Annotated in this window: 18 protein-coding genes; 10 read left to right on the forward strand and 8 right to left on the reverse strand. The window is 68.1% G+C overall.

All coding sequences use genetic code 11. The annotated features are described in order from the left end of the window. Positions 1 to 15: 15 nt before the first annotated feature. Positions 16 to 1182, forward strand: a complete 1167-nt coding sequence (locus tag A5732_RS09555) for a glycosyltransferase family 4 protein (RefSeq protein WP_076102059.1) — start codon at positions 16 to 18, stop codon at positions 1180 to 1182. On the opposite strand, the gene A5732_RS09560 is transcribed toward A5732_RS09555, so the two are convergent. Then, positions 1162 to 2880: a hypothetical protein gene (locus A5732_RS09560; protein WP_076102060.1), complete on the reverse strand. Its 1719-nt coding sequence runs from the start codon at positions 2878 to 2880 to the stop codon at positions 1162 to 1164. The genes A5732_RS09555 and A5732_RS09560 overlap by 21 nt on opposite strands. Before the next feature lie 21 nt (positions 2881 to 2901). Further along, complete coding sequence (locus A5732_RS09565; protein WP_170879998.1) at positions 2902 to 4188, reverse strand: DUF3068 domain-containing protein; 1287 nt, start codon at positions 4186 to 4188, stop codon at positions 2902 to 2904. 180 nt (positions 4189 to 4368) lie between these two features. On the opposite strand from A5732_RS09565, the gene A5732_RS09570 reads away from it, so the two are divergent. After that, complete coding sequence (locus A5732_RS09570) at positions 4369 to 5541, forward strand: acyltransferase family protein (RefSeq protein WP_076102061.1); 1173 nt, start codon at positions 4369 to 4371, stop codon at positions 5539 to 5541. Positions 5542 to 5698: 157 nt separating this feature from the next. After that, the gene (locus A5732_RS09575; protein ID WP_076102062.1) at positions 5699 to 7042 is read left to right on the forward strand and encodes a lipase family protein; all 1344 of its coding nucleotides are present in this window, start codon (positions 5699 to 5701) and stop codon (positions 7040 to 7042) included. Positions 7043 to 7092: 50 nt separating this feature from the next. Here the strand turns inward: A5732_RS09575 and A5732_RS09580 are convergent, their stop codons facing one another. Both A5732_RS09580 and A5732_RS09585 read right to left on the reverse strand, forming a co-directional pair. After that, positions 7093 to 8565 (reverse strand): AMP-binding protein, encoded by a 1473-nt coding sequence (locus A5732_RS09580; RefSeq protein WP_076102063.1) that lies wholly within the window; start codon positions 8563 to 8565, stop codon positions 7093 to 7095. Continuing rightward, positions 8558 to 9538, reverse strand: coding sequence for a phosphotriesterase-related protein (locus A5732_RS09585; protein WP_076052225.1), 981 nt, complete (start codon positions 9536 to 9538; stop codon positions 8558 to 8560). The genes A5732_RS09580 and A5732_RS09585 overlap by 8 nt, the downstream gene beginning before the upstream one ends. A 124-nt stretch (positions 9539 to 9662) precedes the next feature. Here A5732_RS09585 and A5732_RS09590 point away from each other — a divergent pair, with 124 nt between their 5' ends. Then, positions 9663 to 11360: an acyl-CoA dehydrogenase gene (locus tag A5732_RS09590; RefSeq protein ID WP_076102064.1), complete on the forward strand. Its 1698-nt coding sequence runs from the start codon at positions 9663 to 9665 to the stop codon at positions 11358 to 11360. Between the two features lie 52 nt (positions 11361 to 11412). On the opposite strand, the gene A5732_RS09595 is transcribed toward A5732_RS09590, so the two are convergent. Then, positions 11413 to 12324, reverse strand: a complete 912-nt coding sequence (locus A5732_RS09595) for a DUF5996 family protein (RefSeq protein WP_212568080.1) — start codon at positions 12322 to 12324, stop codon at positions 11413 to 11415. A 214-nt stretch (positions 12325 to 12538) separates the two neighbouring features. Between A5732_RS09595 and A5732_RS09600 the strand changes: the two genes are divergently transcribed. Further along, positions 12539 to 13234: a TetR/AcrR family transcriptional regulator gene (locus tag A5732_RS09600; protein ID WP_076102065.1), complete on the forward strand. Its 696-nt coding sequence runs from the start codon at positions 12539 to 12541 to the stop codon at positions 13232 to 13234. After that, positions 13231 to 14172: a R2-like ligand-binding oxidase gene (locus tag A5732_RS09605; protein WP_064953714.1), complete on the forward strand. Its 942-nt coding sequence runs from the start codon at positions 13231 to 13233 to the stop codon at positions 14170 to 14172. The genes A5732_RS09600 and A5732_RS09605 overlap by 4 nt, the downstream gene beginning before the upstream one ends. A gap of 79 nt (positions 14173 to 14251) precedes the next feature. Here A5732_RS09605 and A5732_RS09610 read toward each other — a convergent pair whose 3' ends face one another. Next, positions 14252 to 15670, reverse strand: coding sequence for an NADP-dependent succinic semialdehyde dehydrogenase (locus A5732_RS09610; protein ID WP_076102066.1), 1419 nt, complete (start codon positions 15668 to 15670; stop codon positions 14252 to 14254). A gap of 91 nt (positions 15671 to 15761) precedes the next feature. On the opposite strand from A5732_RS09610, the gene A5732_RS09615 reads away from it, so the two are divergent. Both A5732_RS09615 and A5732_RS09620 read left to right on the forward strand, forming a co-directional pair. Next, complete coding sequence (locus A5732_RS09615) at positions 15762 to 17408, forward strand: acetolactate synthase large subunit (protein WP_065052806.1); 1647 nt, start codon at positions 15762 to 15764, stop codon at positions 17406 to 17408. Positions 17409 to 17542: 134 nt separating this feature from the next. Further along, the gene (locus A5732_RS09620) at positions 17543 to 18016 is read left to right on the forward strand and encodes a DUF309 domain-containing protein (RefSeq protein WP_076102067.1); all 474 of its coding nucleotides are present in this window, start codon (positions 17543 to 17545) and stop codon (positions 18014 to 18016) included. A gap of 46 nt (positions 18017 to 18062) precedes the next feature. Here the strand turns inward: A5732_RS09620 and A5732_RS09625 are convergent, their stop codons facing one another. Beyond that, positions 18063 to 18275, reverse strand: a complete 213-nt coding sequence (locus A5732_RS09625; protein ID WP_064953710.1) for a DUF2945 domain-containing protein — start codon at positions 18273 to 18275, stop codon at positions 18063 to 18065. A gap of 105 nt (positions 18276 to 18380) precedes the next feature. On the opposite strand from A5732_RS09625, the gene A5732_RS09630 reads away from it, so the two are divergent. Both A5732_RS09630 and A5732_RS09635 read left to right on the forward strand, forming a co-directional pair. Next, complete coding sequence (locus A5732_RS09630; protein ID WP_076102088.1) at positions 18381 to 19292, forward strand: LysR family transcriptional regulator; 912 nt, start codon at positions 18381 to 18383, stop codon at positions 19290 to 19292. Positions 19293 to 19396: 104 nt separating this feature from the next. Beyond that, positions 19397 to 20548 carry an NAD-dependent formate dehydrogenase gene (locus A5732_RS09635; protein WP_076102068.1) on the forward strand — a complete coding sequence of 384 codons (1152 nt, stop codon included), beginning with the start codon at positions 19397 to 19399 and terminating at the stop codon, positions 20546 to 20548. A gap of 15 nt (positions 20549 to 20563) precedes the next feature. Here the strand turns inward: A5732_RS09635 and A5732_RS09640 are convergent, their stop codons facing one another. Then, complete coding sequence (locus tag A5732_RS09640) at positions 20564 to 22015, reverse strand: lipase maturation factor family protein (protein WP_076102069.1); 1452 nt, start codon at positions 22013 to 22015, stop codon at positions 20564 to 20566. Between the last annotated feature and the right edge of the window lie 19 nt (positions 22016 to 22034).

The raw sequence follows: 22034 nt of genomic DNA on the forward strand, positions 1-22034 counted from the left end.
TTAGGCTGACGACCAATGTCTTCCCTGCGTTCGGTCCTGCTGCTGTGCTGGCGCGATACCGGGCACCCGCAGGGCGGCGGCAGCGAAGCCTATTTGCAGCGCATCGGCGCGCAGCTGGCCGCATCGGGGATCGCCGTCACGCTGCGCACCGCCCGCTATCCCGGCGCGGCGCGCCGCGAGGTGGTCGACGGCGTGCGGATCACCCGGGCCGGGGACCGTTACACGGTGTACATCTTCGCGCTGCTGGCGATGGCCGCGGCCCGGCTCGGGGTCGGGCCGCTGCGAAAAGTACGGCCCGACGTCGTCATCGACACCCAAAACGGCCTGCCCTTCCTGGCCCGGTTGGTCTACGGCCGCCGGGTAGTGGTGCTGGTGCACCACTGCCACCGCGAGCAGTGGCCGGTGGCCGGGCCGGTGCTCGGGCGGCTCGGCTGGTTCGTCGAGTCGACGCTGTCGCCAAGGGCGAACCGGCACAACCAGTACGTCACGGTGTCGCTGCCGTCCGCGCGCGACCTGGTCACCCTGGGCGTCGACGGCGCACAGATCGCGGTGGTGCGCAACGGCCTCGACCAGGCGCCGGCGCAGTCGCTGACCGGCCCGCGGTCGGCCGCGCCGCGGGTGGTGGTGCTGTCGCGGCTGGTACCGCACAAGCAGATCGAGGACGCCCTGGAGGCGGTCGCGCGGCTGCTGCCGCGGACACCGGGTCTGCATCTCGACATCGTCGGCGACGGCTGGTGGCGCGAGCGCCGCGTCGAGCACGTGCAGCGGCTCGGCATCGGTTCGGCGGTGACGTTTCACGGTCACGTCGACGACGTGACCAAACACCATGTCCTGCAAGGGGCCTGGGTGCACCTGCTGCCGTCGCGCAAGGAGGGCTGGGGCCTGGCCGTCGTCGAGGCCGCCCAGCACGGGGTGCCGACCATCGGCTACCGGTCCTCGGGTGGCCTGTCGGACTCGATCGTCGACGAGGTGACGGGGATTTTGGTGGACAGCCACGCCGAGCTGGTGGATCGGCTCGAGGAACTGCTCGCCGATCCGGTGCTGCGCGAACAACTCGGCGCCAAGGCACACACCCGCAGCGGGGAATTCTCCTGGACGCAAAGCGCCGACGCGATGTGCGGCGTGCTGGAAGCGGTGCGGGCCGGCCGCACGGTCAGCGGGCTAGTGACCGGGCGGGGCTGAGCGGGCACGGCGCCGCCACGCGCCGATCGCCGCGCCGGCGCCGCCGCCGATCAGCATCGCCAGCCACGCCAGGTGCGCGACCGTCGTCGCCGTCCGCCGCCAGGCCGCCACCCCGGCGGTCTGCCCGCCGATCCGGTACAGCGCGATCTCGTGGTCCAGATAGACCGGGGCCAGCGCGCCCAGGGTGCGCGCGGCCGCCCCCATGTCGCCGGCGCTGTCGGATTCGACCACCAGCCAGCCCACCCCGGCCGCGGCCAGCGCGGACGGATCGGGCCCGGACAGCAGGAGCTGCTGCACCGCGCGGGCGTGCGCGCCCTCGCCGCCGATGGTGGTCCCCGAGATCACCAGGTCACCGGTGCTCAGCACGTCGGCGCGCACCCAGCGGGGCAGCGGGTCCAGCACCGGTGCGGGGCCCGACCAGGAGAACAGCCGCATGGTGCCGGCGGGCAACACCGCAACCGCTGCCGGCTGGGCGTTGATCGCCGCGGCGACGGCGGTCCAGCCACGCGGATAGCGCACCGGGGTCACCTTGCCGAACACGCCCCAGGCCAGGTCGGGCAGCGCCAGCAGCAGCGCCAGGCAGCAGACCAGCGCCGGGACCGCGGTCCCCGAAAGTCGCAGCGACCGGCGCAGCGTCACCGCCGCACCGGCCCCCGCCAGCGCGTAGCCCGGCATCGCCAGCGCCACCCACTTCTGCCCGTCGCGCAACACCCCGAAGCCGGGCACGGTGTCGACCACCGCGCTCAGCAGCTGCAAACCCGGGCCGGTCGCCAGCGCCGCCGGGACCAACACCGACACCGCCGCCAGCACCAGCAGCGGCACCGCCCCCGGGCGCCGGACGACCGTCGGCAGGCCCACCGCCACCACCCCGATCAGCACCACGGCCGAGCACACCGCGAAAAGCGTGGTGCGCGAACCGGGTACGGCGTCGCCGTTCCAGATTCCGCCGAGGCCGGCCAGGCTGGCCAGCGTACCCAGCCCGGGCTCGGCGCGGGGCGCGAACGCCTCGACCCCCAGCCGGTTGGCCGCCGTGTGGGCGGTCAGCGACGAACCCATCGCCGACGCCGTCAGCCACGGCAGCGCCGCCACCAGCGCGGCGCCCGACGCGGCCGCGGCGCACCACCCGCGCGCGGCGCCGGTGCCCGGCACCGCCACGCAGACCAGCGCCACCGTCGCCGCCAGCAGCAGCCCGGTCGGGGTCAGTCCGGCCAGCGCGATCCAGAAGGCCAGCCCGAAAAACGCGAACCGGCTCGCCGCCGTCGCCCGCAGCGTCAACATCGCCGCGGCCACCCAGGGCAGGCAGCCATAGCCGACCAGCAGGCTCCAATGACCCTGCAAAAGCCGTTCTGCGACATAGGGATTCCAGATCGCCATGGTCGTGGCGACGAACTCGCCGGGCGCGCCCGCGCACGGCAGCACCACGGCGACCAGCCGGGCCGCGCCCCATCCCGCCAGCCACAACCCGAGTACCAGGAGGGTCTTCACCACCACGCCGCCGTCGACCAGATTGGAGGCCAGCGCCACCGCGAAATCCTGGGGGGTGGCGCGCGGCGCCGACGTCAGCCCCAGCGCGGTGTCGGACAGGTAGGACCGCGGCGTCGACACCGCGTCACGCAACAGCAGATATCCGGGCGCCAGGAGCGGCCCGACCACCAGCAGCGCCAAGACCAGTGCGTACCCGGGTCGGGTCCAGCGCACGGTTAACGCATCCGGGCCGGGCTATTCGCGGTCGTGCTGGCCGGGCGGATGGGGTTCGGCCGGCCCCGCCTCGGTGGGCTCGTCCGGGCCGGGCTGGTCGGAGCCGGGCGGGCCGGCCTCCTCACGGGCCTCGGGACGCTGGGTGGGCAGCTTCTCGGTCTCGGCTTCGGCGCCGGGCACCGGTTCCTCGAGACCGCTGCGGCCGAAGAAGTCCTGGTCGCCCCGGTCCAGGCCGGGGTCGGTCAGCGCGCTCTCGCTGCGCAGGCTGAACGAGGCGAGCAGCCCACCACCGATCAGCGCGATCAGGCCGACCGCGGTGAACGTGATCGGCAGCACGCGCGACCACAGCGCCAGCCGGTCGCGCTCGTCGCGGGCCGCGTTGATCTGGGATTCGACGGTGTCTTCGTTCGAGGTGACCTTGTAGTCGGCCAGCGTGAGCTCCGGCTTGAGCGGGTCACGGGCGAAGTAGTGGTCGGCGTGCTCGGTCTGTTTGACGATGGTGCCCGACACCGGGTCCACCCAGAATGTGCGCTGCGCCGCGTAGTAGCGGGTCATGGTGATCTGCTCGTTCGGGTCGCCGCCCTGGATGCCCCACATCGACGCCGACGTGGTCTGCTTGGCGTCCTCGTTGCCGGCCAGCAGCGACTGGTAGGCCACCGGCGCCACCAGCTTGCCGTCGGCGTTGAAGCCGACGTTCTGGGTGAACTTGTACGTGGTGAGCCCGTTGACGTCTTCCTGGGTGTCGTAGTTGACGTCGAACGCCTTCTGCGCGATCGGATCGAAGTAGGGATAGGTCTTCTTCTCGGTGTGGAACGGGAACCGGTAGGACAGCCCGTCGTGCCGCAGCGGCATCGCGGTGGGCGGGTTCTCGTCGTTGACCGCGCGCGGCTTCTGGACCGAGCCGCCGGCGTGGGTGTCGTCGGAGACGGCGAGCGCGGTCTTGCGGTTGAGCGTGACGGTGTCCACGATCGCCAGCAGCAGCCCGCTGTCCTTCTGCTTGTCGGTGCGCCGCACCGAACTTCCGACCTGAAGCGTGACCACGTCGGCGTTGGCGGGCGACTCGACGCTGATCTGCTGCTGGGAGACCAGCGGCACGTTCTGGTTGACGACGACGTGGTCGGTCGACAACGACGCGGAGTCGAGTGCGGTCCCGGTGCCGTCACTGATCAGCGTGGCGTCGATGTCCAGGGGGACCTTGGTGATCCTGCTGGTGGTGTACGTCGTCAAAAGCAGCGCGGCGATAAGCAGGGCAGCTCCGAGTCCGATGATCCCGCATGCGGCGAACCGCAACATGACTGCTCGGTTCACGTCGCTGTGCCCTCCTCAATTCCTTGCTTCATCAGCCGCGACCCGACCCGAGCAAGCAGCCCGGGGCAAACTCGTTTGACCCTAACAGCACAAAGTAAGGCAGCGACTTACGAACCTGTCGCTCGCACGGACGGCCCACCGGGTGTGCCCGTTCGCCGGGCAGCGCAGCACAGGCAGACTGTGGTGGTGACCGATGACCAGCGGGTGGGCGGGGTCCGCAGCTTCCTGCCGGCCGTGGAAGGCATGCGTGCCTGCGCGGCCATGGGCGTGGTGGTCACGCACGTCGCGTTCCAGACCGGGCACTCCAGCGGCGCCACCGGCAGGTTGTTCGGCCGCTTCGATCTCGCCGTGGCGGTGTTCTTCGCGCTGTCGGGTTTTCTGCTGTGGCGCGGACATGCCGGGGCCGCAAGGGATCTGGGGCCCCGCCCGCGCACCGGCCACTACCTGCGGTCGCGGGTGGTCCGCATCATGCCCGCCTATGTGGTTGCCGTCGTCGTGATCCTGACCTTGTTGCCCGACGCCGACCACGCCAGCCTGACGGTGTGGCTGGCCAACCTGACGCTCACCCAGATCTACGTGCCGCTGACGTTGACCGGCGGGCTGACCCAGATGTGGAGCCTGTCCGTCGAGGTCAGCTTCTACCTGGCGCTGCCGATCCTCGCGCTGCTGGCGCGCCGCCTGCCGGTGCGGGCGCGGGTGCCCGCGATCGCGGCCCTGGGGGTTCTCAGCTGGGCGTGGGGTTGGGTGCCGCTAGGAGGTGAGTCCGGCATCAACCCGCTGAACTGGCCGCCGGCGTTCTTCTCCTGGTTCGCCGCCGGCATGCTGCTGGCGGAGTGGGTGCACAGCGGTATCGGGTTGCCGGCGCGCATCGCTCGCCGGCGATTGGTGATGGCCGCCGTCGCGGTGGTCGCCTACCTGATCGCGGCGTCGCCGCTGGCCGGTCCCGAAGGCCTGGTGCCTGGCACCCCGGCCCAGTTCGCGGTGAAGACCGCGATGGGCTCGCTGGTGGCCTTCGCGCTGGTGGCCCCGCTGGTGCTGGACCGGGTTGATACGCCGCACCGCATCTTGGGGACCACCGCGATGGTGACCCTGGGGCGCTGGTCCTACGGGCTGTTCGTGTGGCACCTGGCGGCGCTGGCCATGGTGTTCCCGGTGCTCGGCACGTTTCCATTCACCGGCCGCATGCCCACGGTGTTGGTGTTGACGTTGATCTTCGGGTTCGCGATCGCCGCGGTCAGTTACGCGCTGGTCGAGTCGCCGTGCCGAGAAGCGTTGCGGCGCTGGGAGAAACGCGAGAGACCGGGCGAAGCGGCTCAGGCCCTCGACGCCGAGGCTGACGCGATCGCGCCCTGAACCTGCCCGGACCGCCCTGAATTCCTCTCCGATGCGGTACCTAAGGTCTCGAAACCTCATTTTTGGGTAACCACGAGTGTGATAGAGCGGCGAGTCACCGGGTGCCGGCAGCGGCAAAGGCAACGAAGTCGCTTCGGTCCTGGAGAGGCGTTCAACGATGGACAACGACATGATCGCGGCACGGTCGATGGCGGACACGCCACACGAGGAGTTACGTCCTGGTGAGCGTCCGCTCTCGCCGGATGACGATCCCTTCTACCAACCGCCGCCGGGGTATGAACAGGCTGAATGTGGCACCGTGCTGCGCTCGCGCACCGTCGAGTTGGGCTTCCTGGGTGTGCTGCCGCAAAGCTTTGCGGCCACCCAGCTCCTCTACCGCAGCACGAACCTGCACGGCGACCCGGAGGTCGCCGTGACCACCGTCTTGCTGCCGGAACAGCGCGATCCGCACGCGATGTGTCCGGTGCTGTCGTATCAGTGCGCTATCGACGCGGTGGCGTCGCAATGCTTCCCGTCGTACGCGCTGCGCCGCGGCGCCGGGGCGATCGGCGCGTTCACGCAGCCGGAATTCCTGCTGATGGCGGCGGCATTGGCGGAAGGCTGGGCGGTCTCGGTACCCGACCACGAGGGCTGTCACGGCATGTGGGGTGCACCCCGCGAGCCGGGGTACCGCATTCTCGACGGTGTCCGGGCTGCCCTGAATTGCGAACGGCTGGGCTTGTCAACGTCGGCCCCGGTGGGGCTGTGGGGTTATTCGGGCGGTGGTTTCGCCTCCGCGTGGGCGGCCGAGGCGGCCGCCCGCTATGCGCCAGAACTCAACATCGTCGGCGCGGTGCTCGGCTCACCGGTCGCCGACCCGGAAAGCGTGGCGCGCCGCCTCAACGGGTCGTTTTTCGCCGGACTGGCCGCGCTGATGATCGCGGCACTGACCGAGGTGTTCCCGGAAGCACAGCGGGTCGTCATCGAGCACGCCACCGAAGAGGGCAGGGCGGTGCTGAACGAGTTGCGGAAGCTGACCACCGCGGGCGCGGTTCGGCGGCTGCGCAACGCAGACATCGGCTCCTACGTCGACATCTCCACCGACGAACTGTGGGACCTGCCGGAGGTGCGCCACATCTTCGACGAAACCAAGCTCGGCAAGACCCCACCCGCACTGCCCCTGCTGGTGATCCAGGCCGTGCACGACACAATCATCAGCATCGACGACATCGATCAGCTCGTCGCGACGTATGTCGCCGCCGGGGTGGCGGTCACCTATCACCGCGATCGATTCTGTGGTCACCTGCTGCTTCACCCGCTCTCCTCGCCGATGGCCCTGAGATGGCTACGCGACCGGTTCGCCGGACGGCCGCTCGACGAACACAAGAGCCGTACGGTGTGGCCGACCCTGTTCAACCCGTCCACCTACCTCGGCATGCTGAAGCTCGGCGCGATCACCGCCAAGGTGATCTTGGGACGGCCGGTGCGGTCCCGTCCGCTCTCCAAATCCGACGCGGCGTAGCGGTTCGCCGGGTTATCCCGCGTGCGCGGGGCCACCGATCCGCCCGCGGGTCAGCCGGCTTCCGCGGTGGCCAGGCGCTCCAGGATCTGTTCGCGGACCGCCGAGCGGCGGGCCTTGCCGGCGTCGTCGCGCAGCGGGGTGTCGACGAACTCGACGGTGTGCGGCACCTTGTACCCCGCCACATGGTCGCGCAGAAACGCTTGCACGCCAACGGAATCCAGCACCGAACCGTCGGCGGCGTGCACCAGGGCGTACGGCACCTGACCGAGATCCTCGTGGGGGACGCCGACCACCAGACAGGACAACACATCCGGATGCGCCGAGAGCGCGTTCTCGACCTCGGCGGGGTAGACGTTGCGGCCGCCGACGGTGAACATGTCGACCCGCCGGTCCGAGAGGTACAGGAACCCGTCGGCGTCGAAATAACCCAGATCGCCCAGCGAGTCCCAGCCGTCGCGGCTCTTCGCCGTGGCGCCGACGTAGCGGTAGGTGGGCGCGCTGTCCGGGCCGGGCCGCATGTAGATCTCGCCGACCACGCCGGGCGGGCAGGGGTTGCCGTCGTTGTCGAGCACCTTCATCTCTCCGACGACCACCACACCGACCGACCCGCGATGCGCCAACCACTGGTCCCCGGAGATGAACGTCAGCGCCTGTAATTCGGTGCCGCCGTAGAGCTCCCAGACTTTCTCGGCGCCCAGCAGGTCGATCCACGCCTGCTTGATGGCGGGCGGGCAGGGCGCCCCCAGATGCCAGAACCGCCGAATGGACGAGAGGTCATAGGCGCCCGGGTCGGCCTGGTAGACCGGCAGCGTCCGCTGCATGATCGTCGGCACCGTCGTCAGGAACGTCACGCGATGGTCGGCGATCAGCCGTAGGAACCGCCCGGGGTCGAACCGGCTCATCAGCACCAGGTGATGGCGCATCAGCAGCGCGATGGTCGCGGTGGTGAAGCCGGTGTTGTGCGACAGCGGCACCGGCACCAGGGTGGTGTCGCCCTCCTGGGCGCCCAGCGGATAGCCGATCGCCGACGGTATCCGGCTGTCGCCGCCGGCTTCGATCAGCTTGGGCCGGCCGGTGCTGCCGCCCGAACCCATCGCCTTCCACACCGGCGACACCGCCTCCGGCAGCGCGCCATCCGACAGCCCTGGGTCGGGCGTGAAACCCATTGGCACGCTTCGTATCTGGCGATGCTCGCGGCCGACCAGCAGGGCGGGTGGCCGCAGGTCCACCAAGCCCTGCAGCTCGGTGTCGGGCAACCGCGCGGACAACGGCTGGGGCACCGCGCCCAACTTCCAGCACGCCACCGCGGCCTGGATCCACTCGACCGAGTTGGGCAGCACCATCGTCACGTAGTCGCCGACGCCCACGCCGCGCTCGGCGTAGGCGCGGGCGAGCCGGTTCGTGGAGCGGTCGAGCTGGGCGCGGGTGAGGGTAATGCCGTCGCAGGTGACCGCCGGCTCGTCGGGGGCGAGTTCGGCCAGCGCCGAAATCTGCGTGCCGATCGGCGGGATCGGCTCACTCATACGCGCCCTGCCGCTCGAAGATGCGCCGCGGGTTGTCCACCAGCATGGTGTGCAACTGTTCGTCGGTGACGCCGCGCTCCTTGAGCGCCGGGATCACGTCGTTGTGGATGTGCAGGTAGTGCCAGTTCGGCATCACCTGCGACACCAGCTCGTCGGGCAGCGCATCGAAGTAACAGTTGGCGTCGTGCGAGAGCACCATCTTGTCGGCGTGCCCGCGCTCGCACATCTGCGCCACGGTGTTCACCCGGTCCTCGAAGGGCAGGAACGCGTCGATGCCGAAGCGGTCCATCCCGAGGTAGGAGCCCGCGGCGATGAGCTCCTCGAGGTAGCCGATGTCGGTGCTGTCGCCGGAATGCCCGATGATCACCCGGCTCAGGTCGACGCCCTCTTCCTCGAAAATCTTCTGCTGTTCGAGACCGCGCCGTAGCCCGGCGTGGGTGTGCGTGGAGATCGGCACGCCGGTGCGCTTGTGCGCCTGGGCCACCGCGCGCAGCACCCGCTCGACGCCGGGGGTGACACCGGGTGTGTCGGTGGCGCACTTGAGGATCCCGGCCTTGATGCCGGTGTCGGCGATGCCCTGCTCGATGTCGCGAACGAACATGTCGGTCATGATCTCCGGGCCGCCGAGCTCGCCGCCCGGGCCGAGGTAGTGGAAGTACATCGGCACGTCGTTGTAGGTGTAAAGCCCGGTCGCCACAACGATATTCAGCTCGGTCTCGGCCGCGACCCGGGCGATCCGCGGGATGTAGCGGCCCAGGCCGATCACGGTGAGGTCGACGATGGTGTCCACGCCGCGGGCCTTCAGTTCATTGAGCCGCTTGACGGCGTCGGCGACTCGCCGGTCTTCGTCACCCCACGCTTCGGGATAGTTCTCGGCGATCTCGGTCGTCATGATGAACACGTGCTCATGCATGAGGGTCACGCCCAGTGCGGCGGTATCGATGGACCCGCGAGCGGTATTGAGTTCTGACACGCCACTGATGCTAGGGCGACGGGCACGTGACCAACAGAGCCGTTTTGTTCCAGGTATCCCGACGGCCGCCTTATTGCAGTACCGTCACCCTCGTCTTCGTCGAGAACCCGCTGGGAGTCACGTCATGTTGCTCAATCCCAACCACCTGCAACGCCGGTACCCAGACCGCCGCTCGGGGGAGATCATGGCCGCGACGGTCGACTTCTTCGAATCTCGGGGCAAGGCCCGGCTGAAGGCCGACGACCACGAACGGGTGTGGTATTCGGAGTTTTTGGACCACATCGGCCGCGAGCGCATCTTCGCCTCGTTGCTGACCCCGAGCGCCTACGGAGCGGACGATTGCCGCTGGGACACCTACCGGATCAGTGCGTTCGCCGAGATCGTCGGCTTCTACGGGCTGAACTACTGGTATCCCTTCCAGGTCACAGCCTTGGGCCTGGGACCGATCTGGATGAGCGCCAACGAGGACGCCAAGCGCAAGGCCGCCGCGCTGCTCGAGGCCGGTGAGGTGTTCGCCTTCGGCCTGTCGGAGCAGACGCACGGCGCCGACGTCTACCAGACCGACATGATCCTGACGCCCTCGGAGGCGGGTTGGGTCGCCAACGGGGAGAAGTACTACATCGGCAACGCCAACGTGGCGCGGATGGTCTCCACCTTCGGCAAGTTCGACGGCACCGACGAGTACGTGTTCTTCGCCGCCGACTCCCAGCACGAGCGCTACGAGCTGATCAAGAACGTGGTGAACTCGCAGAACTTCGTCGCCAACTACGCGCTGCGCGACTACCCGGTGACCGAGGCCGACATCCTGCACCGCGGTCCCGAGGCCTTCCACGCCGCGCTCAACACCGTCAACGTGTGCAAGTACAACCTCGGCTGGGGCGCGGTCGGCATGTGTACCCACGCGATGTACGAGGCGGTCACCCACGCGTCCAACCGCATCCTGTACGGGACCGTCGTCACCGACTTCACCCACGTGCGGCGCCTCCTCACCGACGCCTACGCGCGGCTGGTCGCGATGCGGCTGGTCGCCACCCGGGCGTGCGACTACATGCGCAGCGCGTCGGCCGAAGACCGCCGCTACCTGCTGTACAGCCCGCTCACCAAGGCGAAGATCACCAGCGAAGGCGAACGCGTCATCACCGCGCTGTGGGACGTCATCGCCGCCAAGGGCGTGGAGAAGGACACCATCTTCGAGGCGATGACCCGCGAAATCGGCCTGCTGCCAAGGCTGGAGGGCACCGTCCACATCAACGTCGGGCTGCTCGGCAAGTTCATGCCCAACTACCTGTTCGCCCCCAACAGCGCGCTGCCGTTGATCGGCCGCCGCGACGACGCCGCCGACGACACCTTCCTGTTCACGCAGGGGCCGACCGGTGGCCTGGGCAAGGTGCGCTTCCACGACTGGCGCGCGCCGTTCGACAGCTTCGGGCACCTGCCCAACGTCGCGCTGCTGCGCTCACAGATCGACGTGCTCACCGAGATGTTGGCCAGCGCGACCCCGGATGCGGTGCAGCAGAAGGACATCGACTTCGCATTCGGGGTCGGCCAGCTGTTCGCGACGGTGCCCTACGCCCAGCTGATCCTGGAGGAGGCCGGGCTCTCGGGCGTCGATGAGGGATTGATCGACGAGATCTTCGCCGTGCTGGTCCGCGACTTCAACGCCTACGCCGTGGAGCTGTCCGACAAGCCGGCGACGACGGACGAACAGGCCCGCTTCGCGCTGCGGATGATTCGCCGCCCCGCCCACGATCCCGCGCGCTACGACCAGATCTGGAAGGACCACGTGCTGCCGCTCAGCGGGGCCTATCAGATGCGCCCCTGAGCGTAAGGCTGGCGCTGCCCACGACCGTCACCAAACGCACTTACCGAACGCCTCATGCGCGAGTTTGTTGGGCCTTCCAGCGATCGGGGTCGTCTTCGAGCGCGGCGCGATCCCAGCCGGCATTCACCGCGGCCGCCTCGTAGGTGTCTTGTAAGAACCCGAGGAGCGTCTGGTCGGGGTCGGTTGCCTGCCGCACCGCCTCGTACGGCAACAAGAATTCACCGAGATCCTTGTCGTAGCCCGCCTCCTCGGGGCTGACCGGGTGGTCGGCGAAACCGTCGGGTTCGGGATAGGCGTAGGCGTAGAAAGCGCCCTCATCACCCCCGCCGGGAAAGAATCCGCAGCTGCTCAGTTCTCGCGAGTAGCCCTCGATCATCACCCAGTCTCCGCAGTTGGGTGCGCCGCCCGGGTGGCGGGGCGCGCCGCGCCCGGAAAATCTGGTGCAGGCGAGATCCATTGCGCCCCAGAAGAAATGGACGGGACTCACCTTACCCATGAAGCGGGACCGAAACTGGCCGAGCACGCGGTTCGCCGCAAGCAGCTGGCGCCAGAACAGGTTTGCCGCATCGGGGTCGTATGACGCGTGTTCGACATCCTCGGCGAACGGCAGGGCCGGATCTACCTCGTTGGGGTGCGCTTGGATGCGGGTGGAGAAACCCAGCTCGTCGAGTGCCCCCATCGTCTGCGAGTAGAACTCGGCCACCGACTTCGGTTCCAGGCGCACACTGCGGGTCGCGCCGGTGCTGCTGCGGATCAGCAGCACGTGGTCGATGAAATCGAACTCCATATCGAAGACCGCTGTCCCGTACGGGATCGCCGACGTCGTCAAACCGCGCGGGCTCACATACGAGGTGACCTGCCACCAGTGGTTGATCAACGGCGAGTGGGCCAGCCGGACCTTGCCGACAATCTGCGCCCACATGTGCAGTGTTTGTCTCGTTGGAGCCCAGTCGTCTACCCGCAGGCTGGGCCACGCGATGCTGTCGTCGTGGTGCGTCGTCACGATCACTCCTCGGCTGGATTCGGCGTACGGCTTTCACCAGGTCACTAACTACCGATAGTGCTCGCTTGGCCAATTTCTCGCTGGTGTGGCTCGGTCCGAGGGCGGCGGCTGAACCCCTTGACTGTGATGCGTGCCACAGTAAAATGACCAGTGGTCATTCACCTGAGGAGGGGCATTGCCAACAGTCACCTGGGCGCGCGTCGATCCCGCTCGTCGCGCCGCGATCATCGAGGCCGCGGAGTCGGAGTTCGGAGCCCACGGGTTCTCCCGGGGCAGCCTGAACGTCATCGCCCGCCGCGCCGGGGTCGCCAAGGGCAGCCTCTTCCAGTATTTCGCGGACAAGCGTGACCTGTACGCGTTTATCGCCGATATCGGCAGCCAGCGGGTGCGTGCCTACATGGAGGACCGCATCCGCGAGCTGGACCCGAGCCGGCCCTTCTTCGACTTCCTCACCGACTGGCTCGACGCGTGGGTGGCCTACTTCGCCGACCATCCGCACGAACGCGCGCTGCACGCCGCGGCGACCCTGGAAGTCGACACCGAGGCCCGCGTCAGCGTGCAGCACGTCATCCACCGTCACTACCTGGAAGTGATGCGCCCGCTCGTGCGCGACGCGCACGTCCGCGGCGACCTGCGCGCGGATTCCGATACCGACGCGCTGTTGTCGTTGCTGCTGTTGATCTTTCCGCACCTGGCGCTGGCGCCCTACATGCGCGGCCTCGATCCGATTCTGGGGCTCGACGAGCCCACCCCGGAACAGCCGGCGCTGGCAGTGCGCAGGCTCGTGGCGGTGCTCGCCGCCGCATTCGCGGCTGCGCCGGAAACCCCGCCAATCGGCGCAGCCCCCAAACGATCTGAGGAGGTCACATGAATCGCACCCAAATCCACTCCATGGTCCAGGGTGGTCTCAATTGGGATAGCTTGCCGCTCAAGCTGTTTGCGGGCGGCAACGCGAAGTTCTGGAATCCGGCCGACATCGACTTCTCCCGCGATCGTGAGGACTGGGAACGGCTCACCGACGACGAACGCAGCTACGCGACCCGGCTGTGCGCCGAGTTCATCGCCGGCGAGGAGTCGGTGACCCAGGACATCCAGCCGTTCATGGCCGCGATGCGGGCCGAAGGCCGGCTCGGCGACGAAATGTATCTGACGCAGTTCGCCTTCGAGGAGGCCAAGCACGTCCAGGTGTTCCGCATGTGGCTCGACGCCGTCGGCATCACCGAGGACCTGCACAACTTCCTCGACGACGTCCCGACCTACCGCACGATCTTCTACGAGGAGCTGCCGGACTGCCTGCACGCGCTGACGGTCGATCCGTCGCCGGCCGCGCAGGTGCGGGCGTCGGTGACCTACAACCACATGGTTGAGGGCATGCTGGCGCTGACCGGTTACTTCGGCTGGCACAAGATCTGCGTGGAGCGCGGCATCCTGCCCGGCATGCAGGAGCTGGTGCGGCGCATCGGCGACGACGAGCGACGGCACATGGCGTGGGGCACCTTCACCTGCCGGCGCCACGTGGCCGCCGACGACGCCAACTGGGGCGTCTTCGAAACGCGGATGAACGAACTGATGCCGCTCGGCCTGCGCCTGATCGAGGAAGGCTTCGCCCTCTACGACCCGATGCCGTTCGGCCTGTCGGTGGACGAGTTCATGCAGTACGCCTCCGACAAGGGGATGCGGCGCTTCGGCACCATCTCCAGTGCCCGAGGGCGACCGCTCAGCGAGATCGATCTCGACTACACGCCGGTGCAGCTCGAGGACACCTTCGCCGAGGAGGACGAGAAGCTGCTGGCCGGGGCCTCGGCCTGACGGCGCCTCGGCCTGACGGCGGCGGCCCGCTGCGCCCGGCTGCGCCGCGCTTGCGACCGCCGCCCGACCTTGCGGGCGATCACTCGACCTTGTTGTCGCCGGCCGACGAGCCGCTCTCGGTTTCCCCGACCCACACGGTTTTGGCGTTGACGAAGGCGCGGATGCCCAGGCCCGCCAGCTCGCGTCCGTAGCCGGAGCGCTTGACGCCGCCGAACCCCAGTTCGGGGTAGGACACCGTCATCCCGTTGATGAAGACCTGGCCGGCCTCGATGTCGTCGATGAAGCGCTGCTGCTCGGCCTCGTCGTTGGTCCAGGCGTTGGATCCAAGGCCGAACGTGGTGGCGTTGGCGATCTCGATGGCCTCGTCGATGTCGGCCGCCCGGTACATCGACGCGACCGGACCGAACACCTCCTCGGTGTACAGGGCCATGTCCTTGGTGATGTCGGTGACCACCGTCGGCGGGTAGAACCAGCCCGGCCCGTCGATGGGCTTGCCGCCGAGCCGGATCTTGGCGCCCGCCGCGGCGGCGTCGTCGACCTGCTTGGCGATCTCGTCGCGGCCCGACTCGGTGGCCAGCGGGCCCACGTCGGTGTTCGGGTCGGTCGGGTCGCCGACGGTCAGCGCCTGCATCCGCTCGGTGAACTTCTCGACGAACGCGTCGTAGATGTCGGTGTGGACGATGAACCGCTTTGCGGCGATGCAGGACTGGCCGTTGTTCTGGGTCCGGGCGGTGACCGCGGTCTTGGCGGCCTCGTCCAGGTTCGCCGAGGGCATCACGATGAACGGGTCGCTGCCGCCGAGCTCGAGCACGGTCGGCTTGATCTCGTCGCCTGCGATGGCCGCCACCGACTGGCCGGCCGGTTCGCTGCCGGTCAGGGTGGCCGCCGCCACCCGGGGGTCGCGCAGGATGCGCTCGACCGCGCTGGACGAGACGAGCAGCGTCTGGAAACAGCCGTCGGGGAAGCCGCCGCGCTTGATCACGTCGGCGAGGTAGAGCGCGCTCTGCGGGACGTTCGACGCGTGCTTGAGGATCCCGACGTTGCCGGCCATCAGCGCCGGTGCGGCGAACCGCACGGCCTGCCATAGCGGGAAGTTCCACGGCATCACGGCCAGCACGACGCCCAGCGGTTGATAGCGGGTGTAGGCCCTCTTCGCGCCGACCGCCTCGGCGTCAGCCGGCTCGTCGGCCAGCAGGTGCTCGGCGTTTTCGGCGTAGTAACGAAAACCCTTGGCGCACTTGAGCGCTTCCGCCTTGGCCGACTTCAGCGTCTTGCCCATCTCCAGCGTCATCATGGCGGCGACGTCGTCGGCCTCCGCCTCCAGCAGGTCGGCGGTCGCGTTTGCCCACTGGGCGCGCTGGGCAAACGTGGTGTTGTGGCGGTAATCGAGGAAGCGTTCGTAAGCGCGGGCAATCGCGGCGTCGACTTCCTGGTCGGTGGCCGGGGTGAAGGTCTTCACTGTCTCGCCGGTAGCCGGGTTAATGGTGGCGATGGGCACGTCGGCCCTCCTTCATCGGGTTCGTGTTGCTTAGCGGCTGAAAAGTCCAACACCTAGCCTGCCACTATCGTTCCCCTAAGGGAGGTGTCGGATGACCAAAGCTGCTGAGCTGATCGTCAAGTGCCTGGAAAATGAGGGTGTTTCCGTCGTGTTCGGGGTGCCCGGCGAGGAGAACATCCGGTTGGTACAGGCGCTGGCGTCCTCGTCCATCCGCTACGTGCTGACCCGGCACGAGCAGGCCGCCTCGTTCATGGCCGAGATGTACGGGAGGGTCACCGGGCGGGCCGCGGTGGTATCGGCCACGCTAGGGCCCGGCGCGATCAACATGCAGCTCGGTACGGCCGACGCCACCACCAACAGCACCCCGCTGGTCGCCATCTCCGCGCAGGTGGGTCACGACCGGGAGTTCAAGGAGTCACACCAGTACGTCGACCTGGTGTCGATGTTCGCCCCCATCACCCGCTGGGCGGCGGGCATCCCGACCGCGCGCGCGATCCCCGAGATGGTCCGCAAGGCGTTCAAGCTCGCCGAGTCCGAGCGCCCGGCCGCGGTCTACCTGGCGGTGCCCGAGCACATCGACGCCGACGAGACCGACTACGACCTGGGACCGTTGCCGCGCAACGTCGTCCGCCCCGATGCCCCGGCTCCCCGCCAGGTGGCGCGCGCCGTCGACGTCCTGCGCAACGCCAAGCGCCCGGTACTGCTGGCCGGGCACGGCGCCGCCCGCGCCGACGCCACCAAGGCCCTGGTGCGCTTCTCCGAAGAGTTCGGCATCCAGGTGGCCAACACCTTCCACGGCAAGGGCGTCATGCCGGATGACCACCCCAACAGCATCGGCACGCTGGGCTTCATGCGGCACGACTACGTCAACTTCGGGTTCGACAACGCCGACGCCGTCATCGCCGTCGGCTACGAGTTGCAGGAATTCGACCCGGTGCGGATCAACCCGCAGGCCGACAAGAAGATCATCCACATCCACCGGTTCCCGGCCGAGGTCGACGCGCACTACTCGGTGGACGTCGGGATCATTGGCGACATCAGCGATTCGCTGAACGCCCTGACCGACGCGCTGTCCGGTCACACCTTCGCGCACGCCGCCGAGGTGCCCGGCTCGGGCCTGTTGGCCGAGGAATTCGCACGGGGTCAACAGGATTCGCGCTACCCGCTGGCGCCGGCGCGGGTGGTCGCCGACACCCGCGCGGCCCTGGGCCGCAGTGACATCGTCCTGGTCGACACGGGCGCCACCAAGATGTGGATGGCCCGGCTCTACCCGACCTACGAGCGGAACACCTGCCTGATCTCAAACGGGTTGTCCACCATGAGCTTTGCCCTGCCTGGCGCGCTGGGCGTCAAGCTGGCGCAGCCGGATTGCAAGGTGCTGGCCGTCGTCGGCGACGGCGCGTTCCTGATGAACTCGCAGGAGATCGAGACCGCCGTGCGCGAGCGCATCCCGTTGGTGGTGCTGATCTGGGAGGACAACGGTTACGGCCTCATCGAATGGAAGATGGACCTCGAGTTGGGGGCGCACTACTACGTGAAGTTCAACAACCCCGACGTGGTCAAGTACGCGGAAAGCTTCGGCGCCAAGGGATATCGGATCAACAGCGCCGAGGAACTGCTGCCGACGCTGCGGACCGCGCTCGACGACGACGGCGTCTCGCTGATCAGTTGCCCGGTCGACTACTCCGAAAATCTGCGGTTGACCGACCGCCTCGGCGAGCTGGACGAAACGCTGTAACGGCCCGGCTCACCGCGGCCCCACAGTGGTAGAGACCTGCGACCGGGTGTCGTGCCGGTGAGCGAATGAGGGCGCCACAGTGCGGTATTCGTCGAGGTTGTGCTCGGGACGGCGGGACGGGTGATGATGGATAGATGGCGGAGCGTGATCGCGACGAATCGGGTCGGCCGCGAAATGCCCGGCCGCGCGACGCTCTGGGCCGACCACTTCCGCCCGGCAGCGCGGGCGTGCCACGCGTTCCGGATGACCTGGTGCTGGAACCGGCCGAAACCCTCGCGTATGCCCAGGATCTGCTGAATCGAGGTCTCGCATTCAACGCTCATGAGGTTTTGGAGTCCGCGTGGAAGAACGGTCCAGCCAACGAGCAGGCGCTGTGGCAAGGCCTGACGCAGCTCGCGGTGGGGATCACCCACATCCAGCGGGACAACCCCAAGGGCGCAACCACGTTGCTTCGCCGCGCCTCCGACCATCTTGCCCGCGCGGACTTACCCGCGCCGCACGGTGTCGACGTCGCCGGGTTGGTGGAGTACGTCAACTCGCTGATCGACGATCTTGCCGCCGGCGTTCATGTCACCGCGTCGCGGCTACTGCCCCGTCTCGTGGTCTGACGTGTCCTTGCCGGCGTCGGTCGCTCATGGTGGTGTCGTGCTCGTTCTAGTCGATCTTCTCCAAGGCGTCGCCTTTGTGCATCGCGATGTGGTCGGTTTTGTCGCTTCTGATCTCGTATTGCGGGTCGTCCTTGGTGCAATGCCGTTTGTGGCCCTTGTACTCGGTGTCGCGGGTGTGCTTTTTCACGATGGCGCCGCTGACCTGGCCGGCTTCTGAGTTCCATCTGACGTGATCTCCGACCTTGAATTGCTTCGTCACTGTGCGTCTCCTTCGCATCCTGCTTGGTGTGACCGACCATGGCTGCCTCTCCGCGGCCATCAGGACGGGTACCCGGTCGCGGCCGGCGACATGATCGAATGGCACATGCTGTTCCGTCAGCTGGAGTACTTCGTCGCGCTCGCTCAGGAGCGCCACTTCGCGCGCGCCGCGAGCGCCTGTTACGTGTCGCAGCCCGCGCTGTCGGAAGCCATCCGAAAGCTCGAATCCGAACTCAACGTCCCGCTGGTGCGGCGCGGCCAGAAGTTCGAGGGTCTCACCCCCGAGGGCGAGCGGCTGGTGCCGTGGGCGCGGCGCATACTGGCCGACCGCGACGCCCTCAAACAGGAGGTCACCGCGCTGCGCGCCGGCCTGACCGGCGAATTGCGGCTCGGCGTGGTGCCGGCCGCCTCGACCACCGTTGCGCTGCTTACGGATCCGTTCTGCGCGGCACATCCGTTGGTCCGTGTCCAGCTCGAGGTCAACCTGCGCTCGGCCGGGATCGTGGAGCGGGTCCGCAAGTTCGAATTGGACGCGGGCATCCTGTATCCGGACCAACAGGACACGGCCGATCTCCTGGTCACCCCGCTGTATCACGAGCAACCGGTGCTCATCGCCGCCGCCGAACTGCTTGGCGCCGAGGCGAAAACCATGGCGTGGTCGGACACCGTGCAGTTGCCGCTGTGCCTGCTGACGCAGGGCATGCGGGGCCGCCGGCTCATCGATGACGCGTTGGCCACCCACGGCCTGCAGGTCACCCCGCAGCTGGAAACCGATTCCGTGGCCGCGCTGTTCGCGCACGTTCGCGCCGGCCGGTGGGCGAGCATCGTGCCGCAACCGTGGATCCACACCCTGGGCGTGCCGGCCGGGGTGAGCGTGCTGCGGCTGCGGCGCCCGTCGGTCACCGCATTGATAGCGCTGGTGACCAACCGGGCGGAGCCGGGTTCGTTGCTGGCGCGCGCGCTGCGCCGGACCGCGCGCGAGGCCCGCATCGGCGCGACGCTCGGCGAGCTGTCCTAGCCGCGCTGATCGGCGTTGCCTATCGGCCGGTCGGAATCCTGTCTTGGACACCGCGGCGGGCGCGCTCCGAGACTGGGCGTGATCGCCGGTTTAAGGAGAATCCGATGGCCAAGTGTGTGATGGTGCTCTATCCCGACCCTGTCGACGGGTACCCGCCGAGCTACGCACGCGACAGCATCCCGACCATCCAGGGATACCCCGACGGCAGCACCGTGCCGACTCCGTCGAAGATCGACGTCACCCCGGGCGAGCTGCTCGGCTGTGTCTCGGGTGCCCTGGGGCTGCGCCGGTTCTTCGAAGACGCCGGCCACGAATTGGTGGTGACGTCGGACAAGGACGGCCCCGACTCGGAATTCGAGCGCGAGCTGGCCGACGCGGAAATCATGATCTCCCAGCCGTTTTGGCCGGCCTATCTGACCGCGGAACGCATCGCCCGAGCGCCCAGGCTCAAGCTGGCCCTGACCGCCGGCATCGGCTCGGACCACGTCGATCTGGACGCCGCCCAGGAGCGCGGGATCACCGTGGCCGAGGTGACGTACAGCAACAGCATCAGCGTCGCCGAGCACACGGTGATGCAGATCCTGGCGCTGGTACGCAATTTCGTGCCGTCACACCGGTGGGCGGCCGAAGGCGGCTGGAACATCGCCGATTGCGCCGAACGCGCCTACGACCTGGAGGGCATGGACGTCGGGTTGATCGCGGCCGGCCGGATCGGGCGTGCCGTGCTGCGCCGGCTGGCGCCGTTCGACGTCAACCTGCACTACACCGACACCCGCCGGCTGGCACCCGAAGCCGAGAAACAACTCAACGTCACGTTTCACCAAACGGTCGAGTCGCTCGTACAAGCGGTCGACGTGGTGTCCATCCACTCGCCGCTTTACGACGACACCCGCCGGATGTTCAACGAGCGGCTGATCGCGACCATGCGCCGGGGCTCCTACATCGTCAACACGGCGCGCGCCGAGGAGACCCTCCCGGAGGCCATCGCTGCGGCGCTGAGGTCCGGTCAGCTCGCGGGCTACGCCGGAGACGTGTGGTATCCGCAGCCGCCGCCGCCCGACCATCCGTGGCGGACGATGCCGAATAACGCCATGACGCCGCATGTTTCGGGCACCACACTGTCCGCGCAGGCGCGTTACGCGGCCGGCACCCGCGAAATTTTGGAGAGCTGGTTCGCCGGCAAGCCCATCCGCCCCGAGTACCTGATCGTCGAGGGCGGCAAGCTCGCGGGCACCGGGGCGCTGTCCTACCAGTAGCCCGCTGCCCAACACTCAGTTGGCGCTGGTCGCCTTGGACAGGGCTATCGGTGGCACGTACCCGCCGATCAATGCGCGATGCCACCACGCCCGATCGTGGCGCAGCTCGGCCAGCGTGGTGAAGCGGTACTGGTAGAGCTGTGCCCGCACATACCGGGGCGGCGAATCGGGAAACGGGTTGTGGCGCAACAACCGCAGGGTCGCTCGATCGTTTTCCAGCAGCCGCTGCAAGAACGGTCTCAGCCACGGCTGCGCGTACCCCGGCGAGATCGCGGCGAACCACATCAGCCAGTCCAGGCGCAGATGATAGGGCGCCCACTGTCGCGGCAGCCGACGCGGCGTCCCCGGCTTGCCCTTGAATTCGTATTCCTTCCACACGGTTTGGGATGTGATGAGGGACTCGTCGGTGCCTTCGATCACCACCTCCCGCCGGATCCGCCCGATGCTGCCGAACGCGCCATAGGTGTTCACCAAATGAAATGAGTTGAACGACATGTTCATTCGCTGCCGGGAAGACAACATGTTCGCCAGTGGCCAGTAGCTCATGAACAGCACGGCGGCCGTGACGGCGGCCACCAGCCCGACGAACCACAGCGGTGTCGCCGCCAGGCCCGCATGCGCCGGGACGAGCGCTTTGGGCAGAAGCAGCGCGATCGACGCGTCGTCGATGGCGCTGAACGCCAACACGATCGTCACCCAATTGAGCCACGCGAAATTGCCCGAGGCGACCAGCCACAACTGGGTGATCACGATGATCGCGGCGGCCACACTCGCCACCGGCTGCGGCGCGAACAATCCGAACGGCACGACCAGCTGCGCGAAATGGTTGCCCGCCACCTCAATCCGGTGCAGGGGTTTGGGCAGGTGGTGGAAGAACCAGCTCAACGGCCCCGGCATCGGTTGCGTCTCATGGTGGTAGTACAAACACGTCAGGTCGCGCCAGCACGGGTCGCCGCGCATCTTGATCAGTCCCGCACCGAACTCGACCCGGAACAACAGCAGGCGAACCATCCAGAGCGTCAGCACCGGCGGTGCCACGTCGTGATTGCCCAGGAAGATCATCAAGAATCCGGTCTCGAGCAGCAGCGACTCCCAGCCGAACGAGTACCAGGTCTGCCCGACGTTGACGATCGACAGGTAGAGCACCCACAGCACCAGCCACATCGCCATCGCGGCCCACAACGGCACCGCGTCGGCGGCCCCGGCGACGATCGCCACCGACAGCGCCGCACCGAACCAGGCGACGGCCGCAAACAGCCGATCCGAATAACGCAGGTGAAACAGGCTCGGCGTGCGCCAAAAGGATTGCCTCGCCAAGAACTGCGGGATGGGCAGGATGCCGCGCTCGCCGATGAGCGCCCGGAACTGGACCGCGGCGGCAACGAAGCCGAGCAGGTAAATCGCCGCGGCGCCGCGCTCGAGCACCAGTCTGCCCACCCAATATTCGGGTGCGGAAAACCAGTCCATGGCGCTAACTCCTCGGTTG

Source organism: Mycobacterium colombiense (assembly GCF_001953985.1).
Lineage (GTDB): Bacteria > Actinomycetota > Actinomycetes > Mycobacteriales > Mycobacteriaceae > Mycobacterium > Mycobacterium colombiense_B.

Coding starts and splice junctions, on each gene's coding strand:
- A5732_RS09605 (WP_064953714.1), top strand. CDS start 13,231: ATGAATCGCACCCAAATCCACTCCATGGTCCAGGGTGGTCTCAATTGG.
- A5732_RS09630 (WP_076102088.1), top strand. CDS start 18,381: ATGCTGTTCCGTCAGCTGGAGTACTTCGTCGCGCTCGCTCAGGAGCGC.
- A5732_RS09590 (WP_076102064.1), top strand. CDS start 9,663: ATGTTGCTCAATCCCAACCACCTGCAACGCCGGTACCCAGACCGCCGC.
- A5732_RS09640 (WP_076102069.1), bottom strand. CDS start 22,015: ATGGACTGGTTTTCCGCACCCGAATATTGGGTGGGCAGACTGGTGCTC.
- A5732_RS09575 (WP_076102062.1), top strand. CDS start 5,699: ATGGACAACGACATGATCGCGGCACGGTCGATGGCGGACACGCCACAC.
- A5732_RS09635 (WP_076102068.1), top strand. CDS start 19,397: ATGGCCAAGTGTGTGATGGTGCTCTATCCCGACCCTGTCGACGGGTAC.
- A5732_RS09620 (WP_076102067.1), top strand. CDS start 17,543: ATGGCGGAGCGTGATCGCGACGAATCGGGTCGGCCGCGAAATGCCCGG.
- A5732_RS09555 (WP_076102059.1), top strand. CDS start 16: ATGTCTTCCCTGCGTTCGGTCCTGCTGCTGTGCTGGCGCGATACCGGG.
- A5732_RS09615 (WP_065052806.1), top strand. CDS start 15,762: ATGACCAAAGCTGCTGAGCTGATCGTCAAGTGCCTGGAAAATGAGGGT.
- A5732_RS09580 (WP_076102063.1), bottom strand. CDS start 8,565: ATGAGTGAGCCGATCCCGCCGATCGGCACGCAGATTTCGGCGCTGGCC.